Here is a 17,672-nt window from a genome sequence, read left to right as displayed (position 1 = left end):
ATGCATCTTTGCAAAAAATGGCACAATGCACAATAATGCAAATGATATTTGCGTGAATTGCAAAGAGAGGGAGTGGAATGATCGATTGCCTGAAGTGCCTGTTGGCGGTGGTGGAGCACGGCAGTTTGTCGCGCGCGGCGGCGGAGTTGAAAATGGCGGTGTCTTCGGTGTCGCGCAAGCTGGACGCGCTGGAGGCTGAAGTGGGTTCGCGCCTGCTGCTGCGTAGTTCGCGGCAAATGCTATTGACCGACGCCGGCGAACGCTTCCTGCCCCGCGCGCGCAACATCCTGGCCGAGCTGGCCGAAGGCAAGGCCGCCGTGCAGGAGCTGGACAGCGAACCGCGCGGCCTGCTGACGGTGACGGCGCCGGCCGCCTTCGGCCGCTTGCACGTGGCGCCGGCCATCGCCGAGTTCCTGCGGCAATGTCCGTTGCTGGAGGTGGAGCTGCACGTCAGCGATGATATCGTCGACCTGTCGGCGCGTCGGGTCGACGTGGCGGTGCGCGCCGGTGTGCTGCCCGACAGCGATCTGGTGGCGACACGGCTGGCGATCCAGAACCGCGTGGTCAGCGCCAGCCCGGACTATCTGGAACGCCACGGCTGGCCGCAAACGCCGATGGACCTGCTCAACCACCAATGCCTGACCGTGACCGGGCGCTCGGCGCCGCGCGGCTGGTGGCGCTTCGATGGGGTGAACCAGGACCAGCCGCTGGCGGTGAAGGGCAAGCTGCGTTGCGACGATACCGATTCGCTGCTGCATGCGGCCATCGGCGGGGCGGGGCTGGTGCATCTGGCGAACTGGCTGGTGAGCGACGCCATCGTCGCCGGCCAGCTGGTGCCGGTGTTTCCGATGGCGCCGGTGCAGCGCGGCGCGGCATCGGACCGGCGTGAACCGCGCGAGTCCGCAGTGCACGCGGTGCACATGCCGGGCCGTTCCAACCAGGCCAAGGCCCAGCTGCTGATACGTCATTTGAAGGAGTATTTCGGCGATCCGCCGTATTGGGATGTTGCGATGGAAGCTGCCGGGGCGGGCGAGCGCCGCGCCCCGTGAGGTGGGATGTGAGCTGAGATTAATCCCAGTCGCCGCCACCGCCGCCGCCACTGTCTCCGCCGCCACCGCCACCGCCGGAATCATCCCAGCCGCCGCTGACGCCGAAGTCCTGGCCGCCCATGTCATCACGGCGCAGCAGTTCGTCGCGTGACGGATCGTCATAAACGATGTCGTTGCGTGGCTGGCTGCTGTTGCCCGAATCGTGGTTGCCGCCGGTGAACTGGCGCGCCAGCGCTTCACCCGCGACGATACCTGCGCCTACCGCCGCGCCGGTCGCCAGGCCGCCCATGATGCGCGAGCCCATGCCGCTACCTTGTTGCGGCTGGCCGTAGCCTGGCTGCGGATAACCCTGCTGCGGATAAGCGCCTGGCGCATAGCCGGGCGCCGGAGCGCCGCCGGGGTTGAAGCCGGCCGGATTGTTGTAGCCGTCGTTCTGTTGCGCGTTACGGCGCGACATGAAGCGTGTCGCCAGCCAGATAAAGCCTATCAGGCCGCCGCCCAGGATCAGGATGGTGCCCCAGGGGATGCCGCTGCTCTGCGGTGCGCCGTAGTTGCCATTGCTGTAGCCGGCGTTGCTGCGGGCCGGCTGCTGCTGCGAATAATTGGCTTTGGGTTTCTGGCCATCGGCCAGCAGCGTGCGCAGCTTGGCCAGCGCGCTTGGATTTACCTTCGGCAGGCCGGGCGACAGTCGCTCGGCCGTGGCCAGCTCGCCCTGCGCGGCGGCGAACTTGCCTTGCTTGGCCAGCAGTTCGGCCTCCACGAAGTGCGCGGTGGCGCTGTTCGGGTGGGCTTTCAGGACCTGGTCCATCAGTGCCTGGGCGTCGGTGTACTTGCCTGCTTCTGCGGCTACATAAACATCGTGTATCGTGGGTTCGGCCGCAAACGCCGGCATCGCCAGCGCCAAAGCGCCGGCCAGCAGGGTCATACGTGCGAAAGATTTTGCCGTCATGTCAGATCTCCTTGTAGGAACAGGCTGAATATAGTGGCAGTTTACGCCATTTTCAAGCCCTGCGCGGTGCGTTGGCTAACGGATGGCGTTGCAGCGCCCATCGCGGCCACCACCGTGTCGGCGATGATGTCGGCCGTGGCGGCCGATAAAGTCCAGCCCAGGTGGCCGTGGCCGGTGTTGTAGAACACGGTGGGCGCCTTGCCGCGGCCCACGCGCGGCATCAGGTTCGGCATCATGGGACGCAGGCCGGCCCACGGCGTGACGTCGCGCGTGCAGATGCCGGGGAAGCATTGTTGCACCCAGTTGTGCAGCGGCGCGATGCGGTCGGCGCGGATGTCGCGGTTGTAGCCGTTGAACTCCGCCGTGCCGGCCACGCGCAGGCGGTTCGCGCCCAGGCGGCTGGCGACCAGTTTGGTGGCGTCGTCCACCAGGCTGACGTTGGGCGCGGCGGCCTGGCTGGCGGCGTCGTGCAGGTGCACGGTGATCGAGTAACCCTTGACCGGATAGACATTGACGCGGTCGCCCAGCATGGCCGCCAGCTCGCGGCTGGCGGTGCCGGCGCAGACTACCACTGCATCGTAGCGCTGGGTATCGTCGGCGCCGTCGTGGGTGGTGGTGATGAAGGCGCCGTTGGCGTCGGCGCGGACTTTGCTCACGTGCTGCTCGAAGCGCAATTCCACGCCGAGACGCTGCGCCGCTTGCGCCAGGCCGGCGGTGAATTTGTGGATATCGCCGGAGCTGTCGCTTTCGGTGTAGTGGCCGCCGTAGAACTGGCCGGTCAGCGCCGGTTCAAGGGCGCGCATTTCCTCGGGCGTGACGGCGCGGCGCGGCAGGCCGCCTTGCGCCAGCAGCCTGGATACCTCGGCCGCGTGTTCGAAGTCGGCGCGGTCGCGATGGATGTGCAGGATGCCTGCGCGCTTGTGGTTGAAGTCTATGCCTTCCTGCGCGGCCCAGCTGAACAGATGCTCGCGCGCGGCCACGGCCAGCCTGGTGGTGGCGATGGTGTTGTCGCGGTAGTGGGGAAGAGCGGCGATGAATTCGGCGAACCAGGAGAGCTTATGCCAGCTGGGTTTTGGATTGAGCAGCAGCGGCGCGTCGTTCTTCAGCATCCATCTCAGGCCTTTGACGATGGTGCTGCGGTGGTTCCACGCTTCGGCGTTGGAGGCGGACAGCTGGCCGCCGTTGGCGAACGAGGTTTCCATCGCGGCGTAGCGATGGCGTTCCAGCAGCGTGACAGCGTAGCCTCTTCTGGCGAGTGCGTAGGCAGTGGTGACGCCGGTGACGCCGCCACCGATGATGGCTATGGTTTTCATCCAAATAGTTTACCATCTAAGGTGGCGCCAGCCCTGGAAGCGGACTAGACTAGGAAAAAAACAGGGAGAACACCATGGGGCGGATCCGTTTGCTGCTGGTTGTGCTTGGCGTCGGCCTGATCAACGCTTGCGGCGGAGGCGGCGGCGGTGGTTCAGCGGGCAATACCCAACCCTTTGTCCCGGTGCCGACGAATACCGCCAGCGGTACGGTCATGTTCAAAGGCGCGCCGCTGGCCGGCGCCACCGTGACGGTCTACGAGACCAATAGCAACCGCGTCTACGCAACCCTCACCACCGACGCCAACGGCAATTACAGCGTTGGTGGCCTGGGGACTTCCTGCACCATGTCCTGCATCATCAACTACCATTTCTTCGCCTCGAAAGCCGGATACGCGTTCAACCCCTTCATGGCGACGAATGTGCCGGGCGACCGTTCCGCCTATCTGTGGGATCCATCGCCCAAGAATTGGTACGTCAACAGCGGCGCCGCCGTTACGCGGGCCGGCTACAACGGTTCGTTTTCGAATCCCGATGGCGGTTCCGGCATCATGTTCAACGTCGTCAATTTGAACTCGTCAATCAACAACTCCATCACCGGCGCCAACTTCAATGCCTACGACGGCAGCAATCCATTGGTGAGTATCGTCTCGACCGGGCAAGCGAAACGCTACACCGACAACCAGGACGGCACAGTCACCGACAACTTGACCGGCCTGGTCTGGCTGAAAAACGCTGGTTGCCTCAGTCCGGCTCTATGGGCGAACGCGCTGACCGAGGCCAACCAGCTGGCAAGCGGAGCGTGCGGATTGACGGATGGATCCAAGGCCGGCGATTGGCGCTTGCCCAACCTGGTGGAACTTGAAAGCCTGGTCGACGTCTCCGCCAGCAACCCGGCGCTCGCCGCCGGCAACCCGTTCACTTCCGTATCGACAGGAATCTACTGGACGTCGACCAGCTACTACGGCGGCCAGGCGGGCTCGCCGAACGCATGGGCGATCCGCATGCAGGATGGACGCTACATCAACGACACCGCCAGTTCGAATCTCAACATCAAGGCGACCTCGACGAATGCGGTGTGGGCGGTCAAGGGCACGAGTTCCGGCACGGGCAGGTTGCAGGCGACGGGGTTCTATGTTTTCTACGCCAAGGGCGACGACGGTTCCCTGGAGAAGGGCGCACCGCTCCCCGCGCCGCGCATGCGCGACAATGGCAACGGCACGGTCACCGACACGGTCACCGGCCTGGTCTGGCTGAAGAAAGCCGATTGCATCCAGCAGAACTGGGCGGCGGCGCTAGGCGCCATCAGCACGCTGGCGAGCGGCCAGTGCGGCCTGAGCGACGGCTCCGTCGCGGGCGCCTGGAGAATGCCGACCCGGAAAGAAATGCTGAGCCTGGCCGATCGCGCGCAAGGCAATATGGCGGATTATTTTAGCGAGTCGTTCAACAGCTCCGCGGCGGGCATTGTTTCTCAGCCCGCCAGCTTTTCCAACTTTGCGCAGTTTCAGTACTATTGGACTTCTTCCATCAATGCGGCCAGCCCCGGCGATGCGTGGAGCGTGTTCAGCTGCGACTTTGGCGTCTACAACATCCCCAAGGGAAATGCCGGGTACGCATTGGCGGTTCGTTAGTCGTCCAGGCCCTTACCCTTGAGGATGTGCGGGACGCACTTTTCCACTCTCGATTCGCGGGTCTTGGCTTGCTTGGCTGACGAGAAGTGGAGCAGGTAGCCGCGTTGCCGGCCCGGCGTCAGGGCAGCGAAGGCTTCCTGCAGTTCGGGGGATTCTTCCAGCCGGTTCAGGAATTCTTCCGGCATGGCGAATTCGGCGGTCTTCTTGAATTCCACTTGCGCGCCGGACTGCTCCACCTTGATGGCCTCGTGGACGTAGGACTTCAAGGTCGACGCCATCTTGGCGATTTCTTCGGCGCTGGTGAAGCGGATCTGGCGGCCGGCCTGCACGTTCTCCGTTTGTTGGATCAGGATGCCTTTGGGATCCTGCATCAAGGAGCCTTTGAAGAACAGCAGCGCGCAGTACTCCTTGAAGCCGTGGATCAGCACGATGTTCTGGTCGTCGAGCGTGTAGCAGGGATTACCCCATTTGAATTCCTCGGTCAGGTCGCAGTCGAGGACGATGGCGCGCAGCTTTTTGTATGCGTCCTGCCATTTATCGGGCTTGCTGACGTATGCATCAACCTTGGCGTTCAATGTCTTCTCTGTCATAGTGCACCTCGATGGAATCAACAGTGGCAAAAAGATAATTATACCCGGCTCGTTGCCGGGTGCACGGAGGGAGCGAATGGCGCAGAATATTTACGACACACCCGAGTTTTTCATCGGCTACAGCCAGCTGCCGCGCTCCGTTCATGGCTTGGACGGCGCACCGGAGTGGCTGGCCATCCGCGCCATGCTGCCGGAGTTGAAGGGCCAGCGCGTGGTCGACCTGGGTTGCGGTTTCGGCTGGTTCGCGCGCTGGGCCAGCGAGCAGGGCGCCGCGCAAGTGCTGGCGCTGGATTTGTCCGAGCAGATGATCGCGCGCGCCAAGTCCACTACGCAGGCCGGGAATGTCGAGTACCGGATCGCCGATCTGGAGCAGCTGTCGCTGCCTTCTGGCGCTTTCGACTTTGCGTACAGTTCGCTGGCATTCCACTACATCGAAGACTTCGGCAAGCTGGTTGCGACCGTACATCAGGCGCTGACGCCGGGCGCGCAGTTCGTCTTTACGATCGAGCATCCGATCTATATGGCGCCTGCGCAGCCGGGTTGGACGAGGTCCAGCGAAGGCCGCAGAATCTGGCCGCTGGATGGCTACTCTATCGAAGGCGCGCGGCAAACAGATTGGCTCGCCAAGGGAGTGCTGAAATACCACCGCACCGTCGGCACCACGCTCAATGCCTTGATCCATGCCGGCTTCAACATCCGGCACGTGCAGGAATGGGCGCCTACGGCAGAACAAATCGTCAGCAACCCGGGCCTGGCTGAAGAGCTGGACAGGCCCATGATGCTATTGGTCGCGGCGGGGAAATTATGAAGGCATCCAGGTCGAAAATTGTAAAAATCTCTCTCTGTGTATTTTTTCTTGCATTCGTTTTTGCGGCGGCCGCAATTTTAAGTCAACCGATGTTGCTGAAAGCGGTGAGAGCAAAGTTCAAGTCTACGGATAACTTCATCGCGCTCGCGCTTGATCCACGGATTCGATATGAAGAAAACTCAAAAGAAAATGCTATTGCGGTACAAAAAATACTGCAACACAGCCAAGATAGTGTGGAGCTCCTTCTTAAATCAAAATTCAAAAAACCGATAGAGGTCTATGTCTGCGCCACGCAAGAAACGTTTAATGAATATGTTTACTTGTCGGTAAATGTTAGAGGTGCGGTTTATTGGGGGAAGTTGTTCTTGTCGCCGGGTGCATTCGGCCGCGACCAGTCATCGCTCGCCGAGTTGACCACTCACGAGCTGACCCATTATCTTTTCTATACCCACCTGGGCGAGAAGTCTTCTATTGAAAACATTCCGCTCTGGTTTAGAGAGGGCATCGCTGTTTTTGTGGCAAACGGAGGGGCGGCGTACACCCGCGAGAAGGATGTTTTCCGTCAAATCAGTTCGGAGGAAAAAGAAGCGTATCAATCAGGCGCAGTTGATGCCTGGTTTAATGCCAAAGACCCACGCGACGCTGTCAACAATAGCGGCAGGGCGAATTGGCTTTTATATAGAGTCGGCGCGTTGTTTATTCACTATCTGCACGATACGCAGCCAGAAAAATTTGAAAAGCTGATATCTCTATTGCTTTCAGGTACGAAATTCAATCGCGCAGTAGAGCTTTCATATGAACGCACTATTGATTCATTGCTTGCAGAATTTAAACAGAATTTGCCCCCCGCTTCGAATTGAGATGGCTGAAACAGTTCATTTTTCTACTCAGGCCTTCTTCGCGCCGTTGATGTAGCGGTCCACCACCGTCGGCAGCACCGTCAGCGGCACGCCGCAGCTTTGCACCAGCGCGTCGTTGAAACCGGCCAGGTCGAACTTGCCACCCAGCGCGGACTTGGCGCGTTCGCGCTGGCGCAGGATTTCGTTGTGGCCCATCTTGTAGCCGCACGCCTGGCCCGGCGACGCGCAATAGCGGTCGATCTCGCTGGTCATTGCCTGCACGCCGCGCCCGGTGTTCTCGACCAGGAAGCGGATCGCCTGCTGGCGCGTCCACTTCATCGTGTGGATGCCGGTATCGACCACCAGGCGGCAGGCGCGGAACTGCTGCGCTTGCAGATAGCCGATCTGGCTGAACGGATCGTTGGCGTACAGGCCGAATTCGTCGACCAGTTGTTCGGCATACAGCGCCCAGCCTTCGACGAAGGCGTTAAAGCCCATCAGCGAAGAAATCAGCGGCAGCTCGTCGTGGTGCTCGGCCAGGTAGGCGCCCTGGAAGGCGTGGCCCGGCAAGCCTTCGTGCGCGGTCAGCGTGGCCAGTTCGGACTTCGGCCACAGCGTGGTCGATTTAAGGTTGATGTAGTAGATCGCCGGACGCGAGCCGTCCAGCGAGGCGAAGTTCATATACCCCAGCGCGGCGCCGGCTTCGATATCGACCGGCACGCGTTTGATTTGCAGTGGCACCTTCAAGTCCATGTGCGAGATCTTCGGCATCAGCGCGCGCACGGCGTTGACGCGCTCATTGCAGTAGGCGATCAGCTGTTCGCGGCCTTGGTCGTTGTCGGCGTAGAAGCGCTTCGGGTCCTTGGCCAGCGCTTGCAGGCGTTGGCTCACCGTGCCCTGCGTAATGCCCTGCGCCTTGAGGATGGCGTGGATGCGCGCTTGCAGCTGCTTGTTCTGTTCCAGTCCGATCGCGTGGATCTCTTTTGCGCTATGGCTGGTGGAGGTGCCCAGCTTGAGCGCCCATTCGTAGTACGCGGCGCCGTCCGGCAGGCGGTGCACGCCGGCGATGTTGGTCGCCTTGGCGGTGGCCTTGGCGAAGGCTGCGATCTGCCGGTCCAGCGCCGGATAGACCGCGCCTTCCACCAGCTTGGTGGCGCGCGCGTTCCAGTCGCCGGCGATGCCCAGCTTCCCGGTGCGCTCGCTGATCGAGGTGACCAGCTTTTGCGCGGCGACGGCGGTCTTGCGGTATTCCTTCAACTGGCCCAGGGCGGTGCGGGCGATGAAGTCCGGCGGCATGATGCCTTGCCCGGCCTGGTCGATGATGCGGGCGGTTTCCTGGTCCAGCATGCGCGCCATGCCGGCCACGCGTTCGAGATAGGCCTCGGCGTCGGCGGCGTTGGCGATCTGGTGCTGCGAATCGAGGAACTCGGGTATGCGGGTCAGCGCGCCGTCCTGCTGCGTGACGGGGAAGGGCGCGGTGCCGCCAAAGAAGCCGCTGGCGGCGCCGCCGAAGGAAAAGCGCAAACCGGCCACACCTTCGGTGGCGGCATAGCGCACGGTGTCGTAGCGGATCTGCGCGTCGGCGCCGAGGGCGTTGCGGTCCAGCGCGGACAGGCGGCCCAGCATGGACTTGACCTGCGCGGCCCAGGCGGCGTCGCCGGCCGGGGACAGGTCTTCCAGTTGCGCCTTCAGGCCGGCGCGCGCGCCCTTGTCCAGCCCCAGCGAGGTGGTGCTGGTCGGCGCCAGCCGCAGAATCTCGTCGGCGAAGTTTTCCAGCAGCGTGGAGAACTGCGCGTCGGCCGGTGCTGCCTGCGCCAGCGCAAAGCCGGGCAGCGCGCTGACGGCGGTGGCGGACAAGGCGGACAGCAGGAGGTCGCGGCGGGAGAAATTCTGAGGCTGATTGTTCATGACTTCCTTTGTGGTCGGACTAAGAATTAGTGCGTGGACGACCTTAGCCTGATGCCGGGAAGCGTGTCAATCAATTTTGCCGGGGGTGAAGCGCAGGTGATAGCGTTCTACCAGGTTGCGCAGGGTGTCGAGTTCCTGGCGCGGCAGGGCCAGCGCCACGTGCATGTCGGGGCGGACCAGGTAGGCGGCGTCGCGTAGCAGGCCGGCTTCCGCTGCGGCGTCGTTCCATGGATAGACATGCAGCGGCAGCGACACTTCGCGCGCGGCTGCGCTCAGCAAGGCCGATGGCTGGCCGTAGACATGCAGCTGCCAGTCCAGCGTTTGCAGCGCGCTGAAGTTGTCCTCGCCATCCTGCTGCGGCACCCACGGCAGGCGGTCGCCGCCGATCACATCGCCGGCGCGGCCGCCGCTCAAATGGCTGTCGGGATAGTGGATATGCACTTGCGACAGGGTTTTGAACAGCGCGCGGCGCGCGGCCGCAAAGCCGGCCAACACCGGGAACACATGCGGCACCAGCCATCCGCGCAGCAGCTGGCCGCCGGCGCCCTGCGAGACGATCATCTGGAACGCGCGGTCGGTGGTGGCCACCAGCTTGCGGGCGAACACGATGCGCTCGGCCTGGTAGGTGTCGAGCAGGGCGGGATCGGCGCGGCCTTGCAGCACCTGGGCCAGTTTCCACGACAGGTTGACGGCGTCGCCGATACCGGTGTTCATGCCCTGGCCGCCTGCGGGGCTGTGGATGTGGGCCGCGTCGCCAGCCAGGAAGCAGCGGCCGGAGCGGAACTGCGACGCCACCCGGTGATGCACGCGGTAGGTCGAGAACCAGTTGACCTGTTCCACCTGTATGCCCAACAACGGCTCCAGCACCGGGCGAACGTCTTCAAAGCCCGGCTCGGACACCGCTTCCGCCTGCGGCGGCATGATGCCGATCAGCCGCTGCATGCCGCGCGAGCGCACCGGCAGCATCAGCGCGAAGGTGTTGGCGCCGATGTGGCCGACCAGGTCGCGGTTCTCCGGGCCGGAGGTTTTGACGTCGGCCACGTAGTACAGGTGTTCGTAGGTACCGCCGCTGAAATCGAACTTCAGCGATTCGCGCACGCGGCTGCGGGCGCCGTCGCAACCGCACAGGTAGGCGCTGCTGCAGGCGATGCGGTCGCCGTCGCGCTCCAATACGGCGCGCACGCCCCATTCGTCCTGCGTGAACGATTCCAGCTCGGTGTTCCATTCGACCTCCACGCCCATGGCTTTGAGCTGCTCGACCAGGAAGCGCTCGTGGTCGTCCTGCGGGAAGGACAGCACAAAGGGGTAGGGACTGAGGCCGGCGCCGATATCCTTGAGCGGCAGCTCGGCGACCTCTTCGCCGCCTTCGCGCAGGTGGATGGCTTCGATCTTGATGCCGAGGTTGACGACGACATCGGCAAAGCCCAGCTGGCGGTAGAACTCCAGCGTGCGCGCATGCACCGCCATCGCGCGCGAAGCCTGGCCAGGGCCGCTGTTCTTGTCGATGATGCGCACGGCGGCACCATGCTTCGCCAGGCGAATAGCGAGCACCAGGCCGGTGGGACCGGCGCCAACGATGAGGACTTGAGGGGCCATGCAACGAGTCTACATCCGGCGCAGAATAGAGGGGCGTTCAATTGAATACGCGCTTAAGAAACGGCTGGTACTATGCAAAACATTGTTTAACTTACACCTGCGCACCATGACTGTTTTCGCCACCCGCCGTGCCCTGATCCTGGCGCTTGCCGCCGCTCCCTTCGCTAATGCCGCCGATTTGCTGGACTCCGCCCCGGCCTCCGCGCCGAATTCGGCGGCGGCGCTGCTGGCCAAGCTGGAGGGCGAATCGGGCGGCCGCCTGGGCGTGGCCGCGCTGAATACGGGCGACGGCCGCCGGCTGCTGCATCGCGCCGACGAGCGCTTCCCGTTTTGCAGCACGTTCAAGATGATGCTGTCCGCCGCCGTGCTGGCCAGGGAGCCGGCGCTGCTGAAGAAGCGCGTGCGCTACACGAAAAAAGACCTGGTGACGTACTCGCCCGTCACCGAGAAACATGTAGGAAAAAGCATGACGGTGGCGGCGCTGTGCGAGGCCACCCTGCAGACCAGCGACAACACGGCAGCCAACCTGCTGATGCAGCAGATAGGCGGACCGGCCGCAGTGACGGCCTTCGCGCGCTCGATCGGCGACATGGAGTTCCGCCTGGACCGCATCGAAACGGAGCTCAACTCCGCGTTGCCCGGCGATCCACGCGACACCACCACGCCGGCCTCTATGGCGGAATCGCTGCACAAACTGCTGCTGGGCGACGGCCTGGGCGCGCCGCAGCGTAAGCAGCTGAAGGACTGGATGCTGGGGAATACCACAGGCGACACCCGCATCCGCGCCGGCGTGCCGTCCGGCAGCCTGGTGGCCGACAAAACCGGCACCGGCGACTATGGCAGCACCAACGATATCGGCATCATTTGGCAGCCGGGCAAGTCGCCGATCGTGCTGGTGATCTACCTCACCCAGCCCGGCAAGGACGACAAGGCGCGCAGCGAGATCCTGGCCGAGGCGACCAGGATTGTCGTCGAAGCGTTCCGAGTCGGTTAAACTACGGCCTTACACATTAAGGCCTGACCATGACGAACAAAAAAACACCAGCGCCCGCGCCTACGGGCCGGGTAGCGAATCCCTTCCTGAACGCCGAGTTTTACTCGCGCATGCGCGACTACACCGAGCGCGATGCGGCGTTTTCCAAGGAAACCAAGGCGATAGCCGAGAGCGGCGCCGGCAAGCAGAGTACCGATGCGCGCCATGCGCCGTCGCTGGCGCTGCTGCGCGCCGTGGTGAAAAAAGGCCTGACGCTGGAAGAAATGTTGAACCGCATCGTCAAGGGTGTGGAATCGGGCCTTTGGGAGCCTTGGCTGACCGTCTTCGGCATCGAACTGCGCGGCGTGAACTACGCCAAGACCGGCGAGCGCAACGCCCGCCTGGCGATCGACATGAGCATGAGCTCCAAGGCGCACACGATCTTTTCCGCCGCCGGCGTCGGCAATTGGCGCAGCCTGGTGGCCGAAGATTGCGCCCAGGTCCAGATCGACAAGCCTACCGAAAAGACCCCGGCCAAAGTGACCGCCATCTTCTTCCTCGACGCCGCCGCCTAATTCCACTCCAGATGCACCACGCTGTAGCCGCGCTGCTTGAGTAGTTTGAGCAGCACCGGCAGCGCTTGCGCGGTCGGTACGTTCACGTCGTGCATGAGGATGATGCCGCCGCCGGTGGCGTCCAGGCTTTTGATGAGGCGCTGCACCAGGATGTCGGTGGTGTCTTCCGGCAGCCAGTCGTTGATGCCGAGGTCTATCGACATCACGGTGATGCCGGCTTCCTTGAGCGCCGCCAGCATGGTGGGCGTCTCCTCCAGATAGGGGAAACGATAGGCCGGCGTGGCCTTGCCGAACACGGTTTGGTAGGCCGCTTGCACTTGATGGAGATCGGCCAGCTGCTCCGGCGCGCTCATCGAAGCCAGATGCGGGTGTGTCTGGCTGTGCACTCCGGCCGTATGGCCTTCCGCCACCACGCGCCGCGCCAGTCCGGGCGATTTCTCCAGATGGCTGCCGACCATGAAGAAGGTGGCTTGCGCGCATTGGTCCGCCAATGCCTTCAGTACCAGCGGCGTGGTTTCCGGCACCGGGCCGTCGTCAAAAGTCAGTACCACTTCGCCCTTTTTCAGCGGCAGCGGCGCGTGCTGCAAGGCGCCGTATAGCGCGGCCTCGCGTTTCAGCGTGATGGTGCGGGCGGTGCCTAGTTTGTCGGCGCCACAGTCGGCGGCGCTGGCTGTCCCGGCCAGCGCCATCAGCAGGCATGTTATCGCGATGTTCATTTGGTCGGGTCCAAAGATCGGCAAGCCAGTGAGACTACCAGATTATTTGGGAGCAGGGCGGATCGCGTGGGCATCGCCAGCGCCGCGATCTCCTCCGACCATTCGGCCAGTTGAATGCCATGGTATTTGAGCACGGCCTCGTGCCTGGTCCAGGCGAGCACGAAGGCGAGAGTGTGTTCGGCGGCGGGCGTCACGGCCAGCGTGGCGCAGACTTCCGGGCCGAGATAATCGCGCGCCACCGCCTGCCAGTCGAAGATTTCCTCCACCCGCATCAAATCGACGCCGACCGCGCCATGCAGGTTGATGGCGGCCAGCGAAAATCCGCCTTCGTGGGTGAATGAGCAGCCGATGGTGCTCTGGTCGCCGGCCACCGTGATGCGCGGCGCCTGGCCTGGCGTGCTGTCGATGAGGATGTCGTCGGCGTCGACGCCCAGCACCGAGGCCAGCGCGGCGCGCGCCGCCAAGCGGATTTGTTCGCGCGCGCGTGGCCGCTCCACGCTGGTGCTAACGGCTATCACGAACAGGCCGTCTTGCGGCGCCGGCACGGGACCGGGCCATGGGTGGACGATCAGCTCCATCATCTTGCCGGCGCGGCGGGGCAGCCGGCCCAATAGCCATTGGCGGGAATCTGCTCGCCCTTCATCACCAGCGTCAGCGCGCCGAGACGGGCGTTGTCGCCGACCACGGCGCTGTACAGCACCGCGCTGCGCGGTCCCATATAGACGCCCTTGCCGATGGTGACGTGGTCGATCTTCATCACGCGGTCTTCGAACAAATGGGTCTGCGGGCAGGTCAGCGCATTGAGTTCGCTGTGGTCGCCGATGTGGACGCAGTCGAATTCCGTGATGTCGGTGGTGTCCAGGTAGACGCCCTTGCCGATTTTGGAACCCAGCATGTTGAACGCCAGCGGCAGCCACGGCGTGCCGCGCAGGTAGCGCATGAAGTTCGGCACGGCGATGCCTTCGTACAGATTGGTCACGCCTTCGGACAGCCACACAAACGGCGTCCACATCGGCTCCGACTGTTTGCGATAGCGGCCGATCAGCAGCCATTTCAACAGCACCACGAAGAAGTAATTGCCGATACCGTAGCCCAGGCCAGCCAGGGTCAGGTCCCACGTCACTTCGGACCAGCGTCCGGCGCCGGCGGCCGGCATCACCGCCAGCACCAGCGTGTAGCCCACCGCGATGACCAGCGCATGCGGCGCGACGATGCGGAATGCCTCGATCAGGCCGCGGCCCAGGCGGCGCAACGGCGACGGATGGAAGGTCAGGTTTTCAGGATAGCCGCTGGTCTGTTCGCGCGCGGGCAGGTTGATCGGCGGGGAGCCCAGCCAGGTGTCGCCGCTCTTCATCTGCGCGTTGTCCGGCGCGCGCGAGTGCACGCCGATCAAAACGCTTTCCGGCAGGATGGTGCCGTCCGGGATGTAGGCGCCGTTGCCGACGAAGCTGCGGTTTGAAATCACGGTCGGCTTCATGATCATCCAGCCGCCGTCGATTTCCTCGTCGCCCAGCATGACGGCATCGGCGATGAAGGTTTCGTCGCCCAGGGTCAGCATGTCCGGCACCACGCCCAGCGCGGTGGAGATCTCGGCGTCCTTGCCGACCTTGGCGCCCAGCAGGCGATACCAGTAGGGCGCGAACACCGTGGCGTAAATGCCGTGCAGGACGTTCAGGCTCGATTCCTGGATCTGGCTCACCAGCCATTTGGCGCAGTAGGTCTTGCTGTGGATGGCCGAGCGGCCCGGGTGCAGGCGTGGCAGCACGCTCCAGCGGATGCCGGCCGACAGCAGCGCCGTCAGCACGATCAGCACCGTGCTGGCGGGGAAGGCCAGCAGGAAGTAGCGCAGCAGCTGGATGCGCAGGTCGTCGCCCTGGATCCACGGCAGCCAGCCCTGTTCGTCGAACCAGTCGATCAGCACGAAGCTCGGGAACACCGGCATGAAGAACAGCGTGACGATCAGCAGGATGCCGAAGATGAAGAACACGCCTTCGCCCATGCTGCGCGCGACGCTGACCTGGGGGCGCGGCGGCAGGCGGGTGGTGTCGAAGGCGCCGGTGTCGCGCGCCGGCGAGCCGGCCCAGACGCGGCCGGCCGGCACGCGCATGCCGTCGCTCAGCGCCGACTGGCCTTCCAGGTGGCCCAACGCCTCGATATGGGTATTGCCTTCCAGGACGGCGAAGGAGCTGACGCAGGTGTCGTCTTCCAGCGTGATCCGGCCCAGCAGCAGGCGGCCGCGCTGCACGCGGGCGTTCTCGAAGTTGACGGCGTTGCCGATGCTGACGTTGTCGCCGATGCTCAGCAAATCCGGAGAACGCAAGGTCATCGAGCCGATGATGACGTCCTTGCCCACCTTGGCGCCCAGCGCGCGCAGCCACCAGGCGCTGAGCGAGGAGCCGCTCAGCAGGTAGGCCGGCGCCGCCTCCACCAGCCGGTCGGCCAGCCACCAGCGGTAGTAGGTGATGCCCCACAGCGGATAGTCGCCGGCCTTCAGGCGGCCGGCGATCAGCCATTTGCCGGCGATGGCGATGCCGAATTCGCCGATCGTCGCCAGCAGGAACACGCCGACCGAGGCGGCGATCGCGCGCACCACCGAGTCGCCCGGATCGCCGGTGAAGAAGTGGTAGGTGAAGAACGGCGCCAGCCACTGCGCCATGCGCAGCGCCACCAGCGCCGGCATCGCGGCCGCTTGCGCCAGGCCGCAGGTCCAGCGCTTGAGCGTGGAGGGCGGCGTCCAGGCGGCTTCCACTTCGGCGGCCGTGGGCGCGTCCGCCAGCACCAGAGCGATCTTGCCGATCTGGCGTTGCTGGTAGATGTCGCGCACGGTGATGTGGGCGTAGCGCGGATCGGCGCGCAGGGCCGAGGCCAGGCGCGCGGCGAAGAAGGAATGGCCACCGAGGTCGGTGAAGAAGTCGGCCTGGCGCAGTATCGGCTGGCCGGGGAACAGCGCTGCCAGCGCGGCGAACAGCGCCGCTTCGGCCGGGGTTTCGGGCAGGTCGGAATCTTCATTGCCGCCGGCCGGCGGTGCGCTCAGCGGCATCGCCTTCAATGCCTTGCGGTCGATTTTGCCGGAGGTCAGGCGCGGCATGGCTTCCTGCATTTCGTAGCGGCCCGGGACCATGTATGGCGGCAGCTTGGCGGCCAGGCTGGCGCGCAGCGCCTTGCTGTCCAACTCCACGCCGGCTTCCGGCACGATGTAGGCGACCAGTTGGTCGATGCCGTCGTCCTTGCGCAGCAAAACGGCGACGGTGCCCACGCCTTCCTGCTGCGCCAGAACGGCTTCGATCTCGCCCAGCTCCACGCGGAAGCCACGGATCTTCACCTGGTCGTCGGCGCGGCCGAGGCATAGCACTTCGCCGTCGGCGTCGATGCGGGCCAGGTCGCCGGTGCGGTACAGGCGGGCGTCGTGCTGGCCGCTGGACCACGGATTGGCCAGGAATTTTTCCTCCGTCAGGTCGGGGCGGCCCAGGTAGCCGGCCGCCAGGCCAGGACCGGTGATGCACAGCTCACCGATCTCGCCGCGCGGCAGCAGGCGCAGTGCCGGCATGGCGTTGGTGTCGATCACCAGCAGGCCGTAGTTGGGCAGCGGCGTGCCGATGGTGACCGGATGGCCGGGCTGCAAGCGCGCCAGGCTGGCCGATACCGTGGCTTCGGTCGGGCCGTAGGTGTTGAACATCTGCCGGCCGGCGCGCGACCAGCGCTCCACCAGCGATTCCGGGCACATCTCGCCGCCCAGGTTGATCAGGCGCAGGCTGGGCACTTCCTGATTGAACAGCGCCAGCAGGGTGGGCACGGCGTGCAGCACCGTGACCTGGTTCTCGTCCAGCATGCGCGGCAGCGTTTCCGGGTCGCCGCTGATTTCCTTCGGGCCTATCCACAGCGTGGCGCCGGCCAGGTAGGCGATCCAGATCTCTTCGAACGACATGTCGAAGGCCACCGAGAAGCCTTGATACACCTTGTCCGCGGCGGTGACGCCGAGCACCGCGTTCTCGCTGCGCAGGAAGTGGCAGATGCTGCGCTGGGTGATCAGGATGCCTTTCGGCTTGCCGGTCGAGCCGGAGGTGTAGATGACGTAGGCCGGCACGTCGGGCGAGACGGCGCCGCGGCGCGACAGCGTGGCGCCGCCGGCGGGGGCGGCCAGCAGCGCTTCGGCGGTCCAAACAGGACGGCCAATGTCCGCGAGGCGGGGCGCCAGCGTGGCGCAGGTCAGCACCCCGGCGCCGTCGGCGTCGTCCAGGCACACTTGCAGGCGGTCGACCGGGGTGTCCTCGTCGACCGGCAGCCAGGCCGCGCCGGCCTTGGCGATGCCCGCTTGCAGCACCAGCAGCTCGATCCCGCGCGGCAGCCACAGGCCGACGATCTGGCCCGGCTGCACGCCGGCATCGATCAGGCGCGCCGCGACCAGGTCGGCCTGCGCGTTCAATTCGCGATAGCTGAGGCGGCGGTCGCCGAAGATCAGCGCGGTCTGGTCGGGGGTACGGGCGGCGCTTGCTTCCAACAGGTCCGCCAGGATTTCCTCGCGCAGCAGTTCGCTTTGCGGTTTCCCGTAAAGAATGTCCGGATGCGATTGTGGAATGTGCGGCGTTACTGGGTCGTTCATGCTGAAACTTTATTTTGTGTTGGCGGTTGTCATTGTACGGTACGCCTCTGGGTTCCAATAGAGGAAGAATGCAAGTTCCGCTTACAGCCTTTACAATAAGAAATATGGGATCTTCCCCTGTGTCACGA

Annotated in this window: 14 protein-coding genes; 6 read left to right on the top strand and 8 right to left on the bottom strand. The window is 64.3% G+C overall.

Annotation, left to right across the window (positions count from 1 at the left end):
- The first annotated feature begins 77 nt into the window (after positions 1-77).
- Positions 78-1,049 (top strand): LysR family transcriptional regulator, encoded by a 972-nt coding sequence (locus V6M89_RS04385; RefSeq protein WP_332852032.1) that lies wholly within the window; start codon positions 78-80, stop codon positions 1,047-1,049.
- Between the two features lie 19 nt (positions 1,050-1,068).
- Here V6M89_RS04385 and V6M89_RS04380 read toward each other — a convergent pair whose 3' ends face one another.
- Both V6M89_RS04380 and V6M89_RS04375 read right to left on the bottom strand, forming a co-directional pair.
- Entirely contained in the window at positions 1,069-1,998 is a 930-nt protein-coding gene (locus V6M89_RS04380) for a tetratricopeptide repeat protein (protein WP_332852031.1), read from the bottom strand.
- Positions 1,999-2,039: 41 nt separating this feature from the next.
- A complete protein-coding gene (locus V6M89_RS04375) occupies positions 2,040-3,311 on the bottom strand; it encodes a D-amino acid dehydrogenase (protein ID WP_332852030.1) in 1,272 nt (423 codons plus the stop codon).
- Between the two features lie 74 nt (positions 3,312-3,385).
- On the opposite strand from V6M89_RS04375, the gene V6M89_RS04370 reads away from it, so the two are divergent.
- A complete protein-coding gene (locus tag V6M89_RS04370) occupies positions 3,386-4,939 on the top strand; it encodes an Lcl domain-containing protein (protein ID WP_332852029.1) in 1,554 nt (517 codons plus the stop codon).
- Here the strand turns inward: V6M89_RS04370 and V6M89_RS04365 are convergent.
- The gene (locus tag V6M89_RS04365; RefSeq protein ID WP_332852028.1) at positions 4,936-5,529 is read right to left on the bottom strand and encodes a YdeI/OmpD-associated family protein; all 594 of its coding nucleotides are present in this window, start codon (positions 5,527-5,529) and stop codon (positions 4,936-4,938) included. The two genes, V6M89_RS04370 and V6M89_RS04365, sit on opposite strands and share 4 nt — an antisense overlap.
- Before the next feature lie 76 nt (positions 5,530-5,605).
- On the opposite strand from V6M89_RS04365, the gene V6M89_RS04360 reads away from it, so the two are divergent.
- Positions 5,606-6,337: a class I SAM-dependent methyltransferase gene (locus tag V6M89_RS04360; RefSeq protein ID WP_332852027.1), complete on the top strand. Its 732-nt coding sequence runs from the start codon at positions 5,606-5,608 to the stop codon at positions 6,335-6,337.
- Positions 6,334-7,197: a hypothetical protein gene (locus V6M89_RS04355; protein WP_332852026.1), complete on the top strand. Its 864-nt coding sequence runs from the start codon at positions 6,334-6,336 to the stop codon at positions 7,195-7,197. The genes V6M89_RS04360 and V6M89_RS04355 overlap by 4 nt, the downstream gene beginning before the upstream one ends.
- A gap of 27 nt (positions 7,198-7,224) precedes the next feature.
- Here V6M89_RS04355 and V6M89_RS04350 read toward each other — a convergent pair whose 3' ends face one another.
- Entirely contained in the window at positions 7,225-9,084 is a 1,860-nt protein-coding gene (locus V6M89_RS04350) for a DUF885 domain-containing protein (RefSeq protein ID WP_332852025.1), read from the bottom strand.
- A gap of 66 nt (positions 9,085-9,150) precedes the next feature.
- A complete protein-coding gene (locus V6M89_RS04345) occupies positions 9,151-10,680 on the bottom strand; it encodes an FAD-dependent monooxygenase (protein WP_332852024.1) in 1,530 nt (509 codons plus the stop codon).
- A gap of 106 nt (positions 10,681-10,786) precedes the next feature.
- On the opposite strand from V6M89_RS04345, the gene bla reads away from it, so the two are divergent.
- Together bla and V6M89_RS04335 are read left to right on the top strand one after the other, a co-directional pair.
- The gene (bla, locus tag V6M89_RS04340) at positions 10,787-11,674 is read left to right on the top strand and encodes a class A beta-lactamase (protein WP_332852023.1); all 888 of its coding nucleotides are present in this window, start codon (positions 10,787-10,789) and stop codon (positions 11,672-11,674) included.
- 29 nt (positions 11,675-11,703) lie between these two features.
- On the top strand, positions 11,704-12,228 hold the full coding sequence (locus V6M89_RS04335; protein ID WP_332852022.1) for a hypothetical protein: 525 nt from the start codon (positions 11,704-11,706) through the stop codon (positions 12,226-12,228).
- On the opposite strand, the gene V6M89_RS04330 is transcribed toward V6M89_RS04335, so the two are convergent.
- The 3 genes from V6M89_RS04330 to V6M89_RS04320 are packed head-to-tail and all read right to left on the bottom strand — an operon-like array spanning position 12,225 to position 17,544.
- Positions 12,225-12,944, bottom strand: a complete 720-nt coding sequence (locus V6M89_RS04330; protein WP_332852021.1) for a polysaccharide deacetylase family protein — start codon at positions 12,942-12,944, stop codon at positions 12,225-12,227. The genes V6M89_RS04335 and V6M89_RS04330 overlap by 4 nt on opposite strands.
- Positions 12,941-13,555 (bottom strand): 4'-phosphopantetheinyl transferase family protein, encoded by a 615-nt coding sequence (locus tag V6M89_RS04325; RefSeq protein WP_332852020.1) that lies wholly within the window; start codon positions 13,553-13,555, stop codon positions 12,941-12,943. The genes V6M89_RS04330 and V6M89_RS04325 overlap by 4 nt, the downstream gene beginning before the upstream one ends.
- On the bottom strand, positions 13,522-17,544 hold the full coding sequence (locus tag V6M89_RS04320) for a Pls/PosA family non-ribosomal peptide synthetase (RefSeq protein WP_332852019.1): 4,023 nt from the start codon (positions 17,542-17,544) through the stop codon (positions 13,522-13,524). Before V6M89_RS04320 ends, V6M89_RS04325 begins: the two co-directional genes overlap by 34 nt.
- Positions 17,545-17,672: the final 128 nt, after the last annotated feature.

Origin of the sequence: Duganella sp. S19_KUP01_CR8, from assembly GCF_036688705.1 — a bacterium.
In the GTDB taxonomy this organism is placed as follows: Bacteria; Pseudomonadota; Gammaproteobacteria; order Burkholderiales; family Burkholderiaceae_D; genus Rugamonas.
This window is presented reverse-complemented; position numbering and strand designations above follow the sequence as displayed.